The organism is Nocardia brasiliensis IFM 10847 (genome assembly GCF_000710915.1).
In the GTDB taxonomy this organism is placed as follows: domain Bacteria; phylum Actinomycetota; class Actinomycetes; order Mycobacteriales; family Mycobacteriaceae; genus Nocardia; species Nocardia brasiliensis_A.
Genome location: NZ_BAUA01000087.1, coordinates 27920 through 41268, shown reverse-complemented (window position 1 = coordinate 41268; position 13349 = coordinate 27920). Strand labels below are relative to the sequence as shown.

9 protein-coding genes and 1 pseudogene are annotated in these 13349 nt (G+C 69.2%); 7 read left to right on the top strand and 3 right to left on the bottom strand.

Annotated features, from left to right (window positions below):
• Positions 1-56: 56 nt before the first annotated feature.
• From NBRGI_RS18650 to NBRGI_RS49140, 3 genes are read left to right on the top strand one after another with little or no spacing between them, the layout of a single operon-like run.
• Complete coding sequence (locus NBRGI_RS18650) at positions 57-1757, top strand: class I adenylate-forming enzyme family protein (protein WP_029898003.1); 1701 nt, start codon at positions 57-59, stop codon at positions 1755-1757.
• Entirely contained in the window at positions 1754-3277 is a 1524-nt protein-coding gene (locus tag NBRGI_RS18645) for a flavin-containing monooxygenase (RefSeq protein WP_036559766.1), read from the top strand. The genes NBRGI_RS18650 and NBRGI_RS18645 overlap by 4 nt, the downstream gene beginning before the upstream one ends.
• Before the next feature lie 4 nt (positions 3278-3281).
• Positions 3282-6629 carry a 3-carboxy-cis,cis-muconate cycloisomerase family FAD/NAD(P)-binding protein gene (locus NBRGI_RS49140; RefSeq protein ID WP_081878136.1) on the top strand — a complete coding sequence of 1116 codons (3348 nt, stop codon included), beginning with the start codon at positions 3282-3284 and terminating at the stop codon, positions 6627-6629.
• 126 nt (positions 6630-6755) lie between these two features.
• Here the strand turns inward: NBRGI_RS49140 and NBRGI_RS18630 are convergent, their stop codons facing one another.
• Positions 6756-7181: an SCP2 sterol-binding domain-containing protein gene (locus tag NBRGI_RS18630; RefSeq protein ID WP_029897998.1), complete on the bottom strand. Its 426-nt coding sequence runs from the start codon at positions 7179-7181 to the stop codon at positions 6756-6758.
• A 70-nt stretch (positions 7182-7251) separates the two neighbouring features.
• Positions 7252-8013, bottom strand: coding sequence for a helix-turn-helix transcriptional regulator (locus NBRGI_RS18625; protein ID WP_029897996.1), 762 nt, complete (start codon positions 8011-8013; stop codon positions 7252-7254).
• A gap of 161 nt (positions 8014-8174) precedes the next feature.
• Between NBRGI_RS18625 and NBRGI_RS18620 the strand changes: the two are divergent.
• The 4 genes and pseudogenes from NBRGI_RS18620 to NBRGI_RS18605 all read left to right on the top strand — a co-directional run.
• Positions 8175-8828 (top strand): annotated as a pseudogene (locus tag NBRGI_RS18620) (ABC transporter ATP-binding protein); the annotation flags it as partial.
• Positions 8829-8908: 80 nt separating this feature from the next.
• Positions 8909-10483 carry an ABC transporter permease gene (locus NBRGI_RS18615; protein WP_029897992.1) on the top strand — a complete coding sequence of 525 codons (1575 nt, stop codon included), beginning with the start codon at positions 8909-8911 and terminating at the stop codon, positions 10481-10483.
• A gap of 19 nt (positions 10484-10502) precedes the next feature.
• On the top strand, positions 10503-10976 hold the full coding sequence (locus tag NBRGI_RS18610; protein WP_051727871.1) for a universal stress protein: 474 nt from the start codon (positions 10503-10505) through the stop codon (positions 10974-10976).
• Between the two features lie 122 nt (positions 10977-11098).
• Positions 11099-11584: a gluconokinase gene (locus NBRGI_RS18605; protein WP_029897987.1), complete on the top strand. Its 486-nt coding sequence runs from the start codon at positions 11099-11101 to the stop codon at positions 11582-11584.
• Between the two features lie 544 nt (positions 11585-12128).
• Here NBRGI_RS18605 and NBRGI_RS18595 read toward each other — a convergent pair.
• The gene (locus NBRGI_RS18595) at positions 12129-13034 is read right to left on the bottom strand and encodes an ADP-ribosylglycohydrolase family protein (RefSeq protein WP_029897985.1); all 906 of its coding nucleotides are present in this window, start codon (positions 13032-13034) and stop codon (positions 12129-12131) included.
• Positions 13035-13349 lie beyond the last annotated feature (315 nt).

The window sequence follows — 13349 nt, the reverse complement described above, 5'->3', positions numbered from 1 at the left end:
CGGCCGGCTCGACCGCCCTTGCCCGACAACGCAGCACCTATCGTTACGGAGAGAACATGAGCACAGTCACCGACGCGCACGCCGCGCGCCCGGTCCCCGATTTCCTTCGGGTGTACGCCCCGTCGCGCTTCCAGAAGCGCATCAGCCCGGTCTCGCGCATCCCGGCCACCGGCCGGATCGGCGAGGTGTGGCACGCGGCCGCGCAGCGCGGCTCGCTGAACACCATCACCGTGGACCGCGTCCCGGACCTGGCCCCGGAATTCGGCACGATACTGAACTACGGCAACTGCGCGACCATCGTCGATCACCTCGCCGCGAAACTGAACGCGTGGGGCGTACGCCCCTGGGATCGCGTCGCGGTGGTCAAGCGCAACCATCTCGACACCGCGTTCCTGGCCAGCGCGATCGCCCGCCTGGGCGCCATCCCCGCGCTGATCTCGGACAACCACAGCCGCGAGGTACTCGATATCCTGATCGGCCGGCTGGAGACGCCGTTTCTGGTCACCGACGCCGGCGCGGTGGACCGGATGGGCATCGACCCCGAACTGGTCGCCAAGACCGTGCGCACGGCCTGTGCCGGGCGCCCGGACGACCGGCCCGACATCGACGACTGGTTCGCCCTGGACGAGGGCATCGTGCCGGAGAACGCGATGCGCCAGCCGTTCGAGCCGATGGTCATCACGCACACCTCCGGCACCACCGGCGCGCCGAAACTCGTGATGCATTCCGCGAATTCGCTGTACTCGCTGGCGCTGGGCGAGGCCGAGCGCTGGCCCGGGGTCGGGCTGCGGGCCACCGACCGGTTCGCGATCTGCGAACCCTACTGCCACCAGCGGGTGATCACCGGCCTGCTGGCGATGGCGACCGTGCAACCCACCATGCTGTGCCTGTCGGATCCGATGGATCCCGCGGTGCGCGACGCGCTCGTCGCCTACCGGCCGACCTTCATGGAAACCGTCCCGAACGGATTCCTCTACTGGGAGAAGTACATCGACGATCCCGGCCGTCCGTTCGCCGACGTCCGCGTCTATGTCAGTTCCTACGACGGCATCCACACCCGCACGATGCGAAAGTTTCTGAACGCCAGCAAACGTCGGCAACCGCTCTGGTTGCAGTCGTGGAGCCAGTCGGAGGCGGGGCCGGTCGCGGTGCGCGTCTACGTCCGGCATTCGGTGCGCCGCGTCGGGCATCGGCCGCCGCCCACCCAGGTGCTCGGCTGGGCGGTGCCGCGCTGGGGCAAGGTCCGCTGCGTCGACCCGGAGACCGGGCGGCCGGTGCCCCGCGGTCAGGTCGGCCTGATCCAGCTGTCCGCGCCGGGGCGCTGCCTGGCCTACGTCAACGAGCAGGACCGGCACACCCACAAGGTGGACGGCGAATGGTGGGATCTCGGCGATCTCGGCATCGTGAGCCGCTGGGGCACCGTGCGCATGATCGACCGCGAGATCGATCGCTTGCCCGAATCGAGCACCATCGAACTCGAGGACGTGCTGCTCGACCGGCTGCCCGAAACGACCGAGGTCATCGTGCTGGCCATCGCCGGCGGCCCGCCGCAGCCCGTGCTCAGCATCGACGGTGACCGCGAGCTGGACCGCAACGCCTGGCGGGCGGCGACCCACGACATGCCCGAGCTCGCGGAACCGATCCAGGTCAAGTGGTCGGAGTTCCCGCGCACCGCGACCTGGAAGGTCCGCCGGGTCGCCTTGCGCAAACAACTGTTCGGGGCGGCCGAGGCCATCGGAAAGGGCCGGTGGACATGACAGCTCCCGACTTCACGGTCGCGGTGGTCGGGGCGGGTCCGAGTGGCATCGTCACCGGAATCAAGTTGAAGCAGGCCGGTATCCAGGATTTCACCATCCTGGAGCGGGCCGATGATGTCGGTGGCAGCTGGCACAGCAACACCTATCCGGCGATCTGTGCCGACTCGCCCGGACTCGCCTATCAGTACTCGTTCCTGAAGAACCGCAACTGGACTCGGTTCTTCCCGAAGGGCTCCGAGGTCCGCGACTACCACGTGCGGGCCGCCCGGCAGTACGGCCTCTACCCGCACCTGCAGTTCGGCAAGCACGTCGTAGCGCAGAAATGGGATGCGGCACAACGGTGCTGGAATCTGCGACTGGCCGATGGTGAAACGATCACGGCCCGGTTCCTGATCACCGCGGTCGGCGTGTTCGTCGACCCGGTGACCGAGCCGGATATCGCGGGCATCGACGAGTTCGAGGGCGTGGTGCAGCGGACCGCTTCCTGGCAGCACGCGCACCGGCACGAGGGCAAGCGCGTCGCGGTGATCGGCACGGGGGCCAGCGCGGTGCAGATCGTGCCCGCGCTCGCCCCCGACGCCGCGGTGGTCGACGTCTATCAGCGGACGCCGGTGTGGTGCCTGCCGAAGCCGGACTTCGACCTGACCTCCGGCGTCGCCAGGGTGCTGCGCTCGCGCAGGCTCGTCGGGGTCCTGCACGGCATCGGGTTGGCGTTCTTCGATCTGATGTTGCGGCTGGCCGCGGTGCTGCCGAAACCGGTCGCGAGGTTCTTGCTGGTCGGGTTCGATCTCAGTGCGCGTGCGGCCTATTCGCTCGTGCTGCTGAAGGCGGTCCGGGACCCGGCGGTGCGGCAGTTGCTGCGCCCGCGGTTCGGGTTGGTGGTGAAGCGTCCGGTGCTGTCGAACTCGTTCCTGCAGACCTTCAACCGGGCGAACACCAACCTGATCACCGAGCCGATCGAGCGGCTCACCCGCACGGGCATCCGCACCACGGCCGGTGTCGACCGCACCTACGACATGATCGTGCTCGCAACGGGATTCGTCGTGTTCATCGATCCGCGCGCCTACCCGCCCGGCACCATCGTGGGCCGCGACGACGCCGATCTGGGCACCTTGTTCGCCACCCGCGGGATGCAGGCCTACGAGGGGCTCAGTGTGCCCGGTTTCCCGAACCGCTGGATGATCGTCGGGCCGTATTCGTGGACCGGCACGGGCTGGCATTCGGCCGCCGAACTGGCCGCCGATCACACGGTCCGGATCATCAAGGAGACACTGCGCCGAGGCGCCGAGGTAGCCGAGGTGACCCAGGCCGCGCACGACCGGTATCACCGTGCGGTGCAACGCAACGGCCGCAATATCGAGCTCTACTACAAAGAGATCAACGGCGGCACCCGCACCTACTACGTCAACGCCCAGGGCGAAGTCGCCTACATCCGCCCCGGATCCTTCCTCCGCGCCATCTGGGGCGGCCGGTACTCCCCGGTCAACCACTATCGCTACACCGGGTCACAGGGAGCATGACGCCATGGCGGGCACTGCGACAGCAGCCGCGCTCCGGATCGCGATCGTCGGGGTCGGCCCGCGCGGGCTGAGCGTTTTCGAGCGTATCTGCGCGAACGCGGGCAACGACACCGATCCGGTCGGCGTGGAAGTGTTTCTCATCGACTCGACCAGGGTGGGCACCGGGGCGGTCTGGCGCACCGATCAATCGCCGCACCTGCTGATGAATACGGTGGCGGCACAGGTCACCATCTTCACCGACGACACGGTGGAGATGGACGGACCGGTGGACGAGGGGCCGAGCCTGTACGAATGGGCGAGCTTTCTCACCAAACTGGGCAATTTCGCGGAACTGCCGGACCCGATGTACGCCGAGGCGCGGGCATTGGGCCCGGACACCTACCCCACCAGGGCGCTGTACGGCCACTATCTGCGCTGGGCCTATGAGCACATCAGGGACCTGCACGCGAACACGGTGCGCGCCAACGAGATCACGGCCACCGCGCTCGATGTCCGCGATCAGAACTCGGGCCTGCAGGAGCTAGAGCTCAGTACCGGCGCGCGCATCCGCGACCTGGACGCGGTCGTGTTGACCCAAGGGCATCTCGCCTTGATCGGCGCGGACAGTGATGCCCGCTCGCCGGCGTATGAAGCGCGGCGCCTCGGCTTGACCTATGTGGCGCCCGCCAACGCCGCCGATGTCGATACCGCCGAAATCCCGGCGGGCGAACCGGTGCTCATCCGCGGTCTCGGCCTTACCTTCTTCGACTACCTGACGTTGCTCACTGTCGGCCGCGGCGGATCGTTCGGACAGGTGGGCGGCAGGCTCGAATACCTGCCGTCGGGCGCCGAACCGGTGATCCTCGCGGGCAGCAGGCGTGGTGTGCCGCACCGTGCCAGGGGCGCCAACCAGAAGGGAGTCGAGGGCAGGCACGAGCCGGTACTGCTGGACCCGGCGGCCATCGACGAATTACGTAAGCGGGCCAAGCGATTCGGCGACGTATCGTTCCGGCGCGACGTGTGGCCGCTGGTGGCCCGCGAAGTGGAATCGGTCTATTACTCGGCGCTGATCGCGGATCGGGTCAGCCCGCGTGAACTCCGCGGGTTCCGGTCGCGTTTCCTGCACGCGGCCACCGAACCCGCGGCCGCCGCGATCCTCGACGGTCTCGGCATCGGCCCGGGGCAGCGGTGGGATTGGGCCGCGGTCGCCGACCCGACCCGCGGTCGTTGTTTCGGTTCCCCGGCAGAGTTCCGGCATTGGCTGATCGATTACCTGGACCTCGATGCGGGTGATGCGCGGCAGGGCAACGTGTCCGGGCCGGTCCCGGCCGCGCTGGATGTGCTGCGCGACATCCGCAACGAGGTGCGGCTGGTGGTCGACCACGGCGGTATCGCGGGTGGTTCGTATCGGGACGACCTGGACCGCTGGTACACGCCGCTGAACGCGTTTCTGTCGATCGGGCCGCCTGCCAGCCGAATTGCGGAGCTGGCAGCCTTGATTCGGGCGGACGTCGTCCGCATCGTCGGACCGGGCACCCGGGTCCGCGTCGATGAGCGGTCGCGTCGATTCGTCGCGGATTCGCCTCGGGTGGCGTCCTCGCGGACCACCGCGGGCCTGCTGATCGATGCCAGGCTGCCCGATCCGGATCTGCGCAGCACCGCGGATCCGTTGCTGCGCAACCTGTTGCGCCGCGGCGAGGTGCGCAGCTACACCCTGTGCGACCCCGACGGCGGCCGCTATCGGACCGGCGGACTCGAGGTGGCGGCCGCGTCGCACGCCGTGCGCTCGGCGGCCGGGCACGCGCACCCGCGGCGCTATGCCCTCGGCGTGCCGACCGAATCGGTGCGGTGGGTGACCGCCGCCGGACCGCGGCCGCAAGTGAACTCGGTGACCCTGTCCGATGCCGACCGGATCGCCCGCGCCGCACTGGCCATCGACGGCCGCACACGACACTGTCGCTCGACTGAAAGGACGTGTATCACCGTGCACGACAATGGATTACTGGCACCGGTGCGGGCCGGTGTGCCGATGCGGCGACTGGTGAGCGACGACGCCTGGATAGCCGCCATGGTCGACGTCGAGCTGGCGCTGGTCCGGGCGCAAGCGCGACTGGGCATCGTCCCGGCGGCGGCGGCCCAGGGCATCGCGCGTGCTGTACGGACGTATCGCTTCGACGCGGACGCGCTCGCGCAGGCCGCGCGCGACGCGGCGAATCCCGTGGTCGCCTTCGTCGCCGAACTGCATCGTGCGGTCGCCGCCGTCGACCCGGCGGCGGCGGACTACGTACACCGCGGCTCGACCAGCCAGGACATCCTGGACACCGCGACCATGCTGATCGCCGCGCGGGCCGTCGCCGCCGTCATCGATGACCTGGACGGCGTCATCGATGCGCTGGCCCGACTGGCCCGAGCGCATCGCGACACCCCGATCGCGGGCCGAACCCTGGGAATGCATGCCGTGCCCACTACGTTCGGCGCGAAGGTGGCGGTGTGGATGCAAGGCCTGCTCGATGCGCGGGATCGGCTGAGCCGGGTCGCGACCTCGGGCCTGCCCGTGCAACTCGGTGGAGCGGCTGGAACGTACGCCTCGTATGTCGAATGCGCGCGGATCAGCGACTCGGGTCTGGCCGTTGCGGCGCCCGCGGAGATCTACGAGAGGTTGACCACCGAGTTCGCCACCGAACTCGCCTTGACCCCCGCCCCGGTGCCGTGGCAGACGGTGCGCACGCCGATCGCGGATCTGGCGATGGCGCTGGCTGTCGCCTCCGGTGCGCTCGGCAAGTTCGCGGTGGACGTGATCACCCAGTCCCGCACCGAGATCGCCGAGGTGTTCGAGCCCGCGGCGGCCGGCCGGGGCGAATCGTCCGCCATGCCGCAGAAGCGAAACCCGGTGCTGGCCACACTCATCCGTTCCGCGGCACTACAGGTGCCCGCACTGGCGTCGATTCTGCTCGGTGCGATGCTCGCCGAAGACGAACGACCAGCGGGCGCATGGCACGCCGAGTGGCAGCCGCTGCGCGAATGCCTGCTGCTGGTCGGTGGGGCCGCGCACACCGCCGTGGAACTGGCCGAGGGACTTACCGCGGACGCCGCGCGGATGAAATCGAACCTCGCCACCACCCAGGGGCAGGTGCTCGCCGAACGCTTCGCCATGCGCCTCGCGCCACTGCTCGGCAAGGAAGCCGCGAAGAAGGTCTTGCAAGTGGCGGCTTTCGAAGCCCAGCACAGCGGCCGTTCGTTCAGCGATGTGCTGGCGGAGGACTCCGCGGTGCGCACCCACCTGTCCGAGCAGGAGATCACCGAATTGCTCCGCCCCGAAACCTATCTCGGTGCCGCCGCCGCCTTCGTCGACCGGGTGCTCAACAGATTGTGAACGGCGGCGCCGCGGACCCGTCGCCGCCGCGCGATGTTTCGTACGCCGCGCGCGTGTTGCTCGGCTGACACGCGCGCGGTGCGACGGGATGTGCGCGGCGGACGCTTCGCCCCGGTCGAGGCAGGTCTAGTCGAACCAGCTGTCGATGCGCATGGCGGTGAGCATGTTGCCCTCGAGGCGGAGTTTGCCGGTGGCGAGTAATTGGACGCCGCTGACCTCGCGGGCGACCAGGCGCAGGAATGCGACGTCGCCGAGGGTGAAGGCGACGTCGGCGCGTTTCTCGGACGGGCCCGGGGTCGCGGTGCAGGTGCCGCGGTAGACGTGCATGGTCCACCGGTCGGGTTCGTCGCCGATCTGCCAGTGGATCGTCGCGTCGGTCTTCTTGGTCTTCGGTTCGAGCACTGCGGCACACCAGATTTCGAAGATGCGCGCCACGAGCTGCGGGCGCAGCTCCTGATCGTTCATCAACGCCGCGAGATCGGCGTCGCTGGAGTCGCGCACGAACTCTTTGAACTCGTCCTCGGTGGTCTCGGGCGTCAGTTGTGCTGCCATACCGCGATCGTGACACGGTCGATGCCGTGGTCGCTTGTACGAATCCGCAAGCCGCCGGGCCGTTTTCGCGCTAGTGCGGTTCGGGCTCGGAATGTACGGCACGCAGCAGCACGCTCGGCGGCACGCCGGTCATCTCGCGGCACACCCGGGTCGCGTGCGCGCTGTCGGAGAATCCGGCGCTGTGCGCGGCGTCGGTGATGTTGCGCCCGGCCAGCGTTTCGATCAGCGCGTATTGCAGTCGCGCCCAGCGCACTACGCCGGGAAAGTTCACGCCGGTCTCGTTCACGAAGAGCTGACCGAGGCTGCGCTGCGAGATCGATACGGCCTCCGCCAAGTCGCGCAGATACAGCTTGCGCGGCATCAGCACGGTCAGCAGGTCCAGGGCGTCCCGCAGTTTCGGGTGCACGCCGTCGGTGGCGACCGGTTCGCCGCGAAGGGTGCTGAGCAGCCGTTCCGCGGCGGCCGCCAAGTCCGCACACCCGTCGACATCCACGGAGGTCAGCGGTGCCGCGGCGGCGGCCCAATCGCGTGGCCCGGTGCCGTTGGGCACGCGGGCGGCGATCTCGCGGGCGTCTCGGCTCGCCGGATGCAGATAGATCGACAGCACTCGGGTGTCGGCGCTGCCGGATTGCAGGGCATGGGAGACGCCGCTGGGGACGATGACGCCGCGGCAGCGCACCGTTTCACCCGCACCCGTGGCGATCAGCTCCCCGTGCACCGCGAGGGTGATCTGCACGGCCGGGTGGTGGTGTTCGCTGGTCGTGCCGAACCGGCCGGCGAGAACGAGCCGGTCAGGGGCAATGTTCCACGTGCCCGCCCACGTAGTCTCCATGGAGTTAGGTTAGCCTGATCCACCTGCCGCGTCGATGACCTCCGCGGCCTCGGCGCCGGCCCGCAGGATCTTTGCGGATCTGCCGATCTGTGCAAGCGCCACCACCCCTGACCCGCGCACACTCGACCCGTAGCACGTGCTGTCGAGTGAGGGAGGTTGCGATGTCGGCAGTTATCGACGTCCGGTCGCTGGTGAAGCGGTATGGGAAAGTGGCCGCGCTGCGGGGGCTCGATCTGGAAGTGACCGCGGGCGAAGTACACGGCTTTCTCGGCCCGAACGGCGCGGGCAAGACGACGACCATCCGCACGCTGCTCGGCCTGCTCCGGCACGACGCGGGCGAGGTGAAGGTCTTCGGGCTGGACCCGCGCGCGGACGCGATGACGATCCACGCCCGGCTCGCGTATGTGCCCGGCGATCTCAATCTGTGGCCGTCCCTGACCGGTGGCGAGGTGATCGACATCCTCGGCAGGCTGCGCGGCGGCATCGACCCCGCACGCCGGGCCGCGCTGATCGAGCGGTTCGAACTCGACCCGAGCCGGCGCTGTTCGACCTATTCGAAAGGCAACCGGCAGAAGGTCGCGTTGATCGCGGCGTTCGCCGCCGACGTCGAACTGTTCATTCTCGACGAACCGACCAGCGGCCTGGATCCGCTGATGGAACAGCAGTTCAGCCACTGCATCGAGGAGGCGCGCGACAGCGGGAAAACGGTGCTGCTGTCCAGTCATATCCTCGGCGAGGTCGAGAAACTCTGCTCCCGGGTGACGATCATTCGCGGCGGATCGACGGTGCAGACCGTGGGCATGGACGAGCTGCGCGCCGAATCCGGCGCCCAGGCGGTGGAATTGGCGGATCTGTTCCTGCGCCACTACGGTGCCGCGCAGGCGGGGTCGGCGAAATGACGAACCTGACCGTCGCGATGCGACTGAACTTGAGACTGAATTATCGCGGGCTGATCGCCGCGATGATCGCCGTGATCGGCTGCATGTACGCGGGCGTGCGCGGGCTCGACAAGATGTATCCCACGGCCCTGGAGCGCGCGACCTACGCTTCGATCGCGAACACGCTCACGTCGCAGCAAGCGTTGCAGGGCCCGCCGACCGCGCTGAACACGTTGGGTGGCATCGCGGCCTTCGAGGTCGGCTGGTACGTGTCGATCGCCGTCGCGCTGGTCAACATCATCGTGGTCGTGCGCAACACCAGGGCGCAGGAGGCACTGGGGCGGCTGGAGTTGTTGCGCGCGGGGCGATTTGGTGCGCACGCGAATTCCGTTGCGGTGCTGATTGTTTCCGCCCTCACGAACCTGGTTGTGGGCATCGGGTCCGCGCTCGCGTTGATCGCGGGTGGGGCCGAGAGCGGGGGAGCGGTCGCGTTCGGCGTCGCTTTCGCCTGTGTCGGCATCGTTTTCGCGGCGATCGCACTCCTCGCGGCTCAGCTGACCGAGCACGCCCGCGGTGCGTACGGTATCGCCTGCGGTGTGCTGGGGCTGGCCTATGTGCTGCGCGCACTCGGCGATACCGTCGACTCCGATGTGCTGCGGCTGCTGTCGCCGCTGGGCTGGGCGCAGTTCATCCACCCGTTCGGTCAGTTGCAGCTGTGGCCGATCCTGTTGTGCGCGTTGGTCTCCGGTGCCTTGTTCCTGCTGGCGATCCGGATCGAGCAGATCCGTGACTACGACGCCGGGCTGTTCCGGGCGCCGCCCGGCGCGCCCGCGGCCGGTCCGCTGACTCGCACCGCGCTCGGCATGGTGGTGCGGGCCCAGCGCGCCGGGCTGGCCATGTGGGTCGCGGCGCTGTTCGGTCTCGGTCTCGGTTTCGGCGCGGCCGCACACGATGCCGGCGAGGTGGCCCAGGGCACGCAGGGCATGCTGAATCTGCTCGCCGGATTCAACGTCGACGTCGTCGACGGCTTCCTCGCCATGTCGACGCTGCTGCTCACCCTCGCGATCACCGGATCGACCGTCGTCGGCGTGCTCCAGATCCGCAGCGAAGAACTCGCGGGCCGCGCGGACCTGCTGCTGTCCGGCACGCTGCCGAAATGGCGTTTCGTCGCAATGCATCTGGCTTATGCGCTGGGCTCCACGGTGGTGCTGCTCGTGGTGACCGGACTGGGCCTCGGGACCGCGCACGCGCTGCGGACCGGCGATCCGGGACAGGTGTCCCGGCTGCTCGGCGCCGCGCTCGCGCAACTGCCCGCCTGTGTTTTCCTGGCCGGACTCGGCGTGTTTCTCGTCGGGATCCTGCCGCGTATCACCTGGCTCGCCTGGGTGGTGCTGGCCGAATCGGCGGTGGTCTCCATCCTCGGTCCGTCCATGAAGCTGTCCGCGTCAACCATGAATGTTTCTGTGTTCAACCATGTTTCGCACCTTCCCGGGGTGTCGATCGATGCACGGTCGTCGCTGGCGCTGACAGCCGCCGGCGCACTGCTCGCGCTGCTCGGCGCCGCCGGTTTCGTCCGCAGGGATCTCGATTGATCCCGTCAGAGGAGCAGTTGTGTCCGAATACGCTTCGATCCCGAGTTACCGTTCCATCATCGTCGGCATCGACGGCACGCCACGATCTTTACGCACCGTGGAGACCGCCGCCCGATTAGCCAGGGACGCGCACGCCACCTTGACGGTGACCTGCGCCTACCCGGAACTCCCGCCGACCGAGCGGGCCATGATCAACGACCTGCTCGACTCCGACAGCTACAGCGTGCTGCCCGCCGCAGCCGTCGACGAACTGCTGAAGGACGCCGCCGCGCACGTCGACGACCAGGGCGGCGAACCGGCCGTCCAGTACGCGGTGCGCGGCGGTCCGGCCGAGGCGCTGCTCTCCATCGCCAACCACGTCAGCGCCGACCTGATCGTCGTCGGCAGCGGCGACTTCGCCTCACCGTTCGGGCGTTTCCTGCGGGCCTTCCCCGCCGAGATCGCGCGCCGGGCGCACTCCGATGTGCTGATCATCAAGTCCGCCAATCCGTGAAGCGCGGGCCGCCGCCGCGGTCACGGTAGTCTCGGAGCCTGGATTTCCGGCGCCGACGGCGGCGGACTCGACGCTGAGGAGCCGATGTGCCGCAACGACCCGAATTGCCGATCGTGGTGGTGATGGGGGTGTCGGGCTCCGGCAAATCGACCGTCGGGCGGGAACTCGCCGCGACCCTGGACGTGCCCTACGCCGAAGGCGACGAATTCCATCCCGCCGCGAACGTCGCCAAAATGGCGGCCGGTATCCCGCTCGACGACGCGGACAGAGCGCCCTGGCTGGACGCCGTCGCGGCGTGGCTGGCCGAGCATGTCGACCGCGGCGGCGTCATCACCTGCTCAGCACTGAAACGCGCCTACCGCGACCGCCTCCGCACCGCCGCCCCCACCGCCTTCTTCCTGCACCTGTCCGCACCTCGCGCGGAACTCGCCCACCGAATGACCGAGCGCACCGGACATTTCATGCCCGCCAGCCTCCTCGACTCCCAACTCGCCGCCCTGGAGCCGCTGGGCCCCGACGAGTACGGCACCGTCGTCGACGCAACCCGCCCCGCCCCCGAACTGGCCCGAAAGTGCGCCGCGGCATTGCGCGACGACACGGCACGCTGACCGCGCTGTCCCCGCGGCGGCCGCCGCGCAATATTTCGCACGCCGCGCGCGTGTCGTTCGACTGAAACGCGCGCGGGACGACGCGGTGTGCGCGGGATGACGCGGTGTGCGCGCGGACAGTCCGCGCTGTTCCTGCTGTGGCTGCCGCGCAATGTTTCGCGCGCCGCGTGCGTGTCGCTCGACTGAAACGTGCGCGGGGTGGCGGGGTGTGCGCGGGGAGTCCGCGCTGTTCCTGCGGTGGCTGCTGCGCGATGTTTCGCGCGCCGCGCGCGTGTCGTTCGACTGAAACGTGCGCGGGGTGGCGCGGTGTGCGCGCGGACAGTCCGCGCTGTTCCTGCGGTGGCTGCTGCGCGATGTTTCGCGCGCCGCGCGCGTGTCGTTCGACCGACACGCACGCGGGGTGGCGGGGTGTGCGCGGGGTGGCGGGGTGTGCGCGGGATCAGCGAGCGCGGCGTAGGCGCGCGCAGTGCGCCGCTCGCGGCGCGTCGTGCGGCACCTACTGCGTACGAGGTTGCGCGGCTAGTTCGGTGAGGCGGCGGCACTCTCAGGGGGCGACCCAGGGAGGTAATGGTTCGCGGGATGCGAGCCAGGGCTCGGGGATTCCGCGGGTAAGTCCTCGGGTTCCGGCGCCGGTGTGTGCCGCGACGATTCCGCCGACGATGGCCGCGGTGGTGTCGGCGTCGCCGCCCGCTTCGACGCAGGCTGTGATCGCGGCGGGGTAGTCGTCGAGATGAGACGCGGCGGCCCACAGCGTGAACGGCACGGTGTCCTGGGCGCTCACCTGTGCGCCGTTGCCGAGCTCGTACGCCGCCTCGGCCACCGAGCGATCCAATAGTTTTCGCGCTCGGCGGATACCGTCGGTGGTCCGGCCCGCGATCAGGTACGGCTCGATCGCGCCCAGTAATTCGCTTGGCGAGCAGTGATTTCCGCGCGTAGCGGCCGCGTGGCTCGCCGCTACGGCGACCACCATGGCGCCCACGATCGCCTCCGGATGCCGGTGTGTCACCTCCGCCGACAGTGCGGCCTGCTCCGCCGCACGGTCCGGCCGTCCGGCGAAATACGCGCCGAGGGGAGCGACTCGCATGGCGGCGCCGTTGCCCCAGGATCCACGTCCGTCATGGAGCCCGCCCGCTACCTCGGCCCATGGCTCACCGTCCCGAATCCGGTGCAGCGCAGCGACTGTGCCGCCGCTGTAACCCCGGTACGGCTCACATCGGTCGGCGAAGAGGACCGCGAGCGCGTCCTGGTCGATACGACCGCGAGCACGAATCTCGGATGACACCGAGCACGCCATCTCGGTGTCATCGGTCCATTGCCAGGGCGCGGCCGGTGGCCGACCGGCGCGCAGTTCGGCGAGAGAGCGTCCCGGCACGAAGAACTGCGCGCCCAGTGCATCACCAACGGACAACCCGTCGAGGCTGTCGCGCGCGGCATCAAGAGTCGACGGCATACCGATGCCATCGTGCCAAAACCCGATGAGCGGGTGCAACATCCGCAGCGTTACGCGTCCGGTCAGCCGCGCGTCCGCCGCGGTGGCCGCTGCCGCGCAATGTTTCGCGCGCCGCGCGCGTGTCGTTCGACCGACACGCGCGCGGGGTGACGACACGCGCGCAGGGTGACGGGTGTGCGCGGGGAGTCCGCGCTGTCCCCGCGGCGGCCGCCGCGCAATGTTTCGCACGCCGCGCGCGTGTCCTTCGACCGACACGTGCGCGGGGTGGCGAGGTGTGCGCGGGGTGGCGGCACGTGCGCGGGGAGTCCGCGCTGT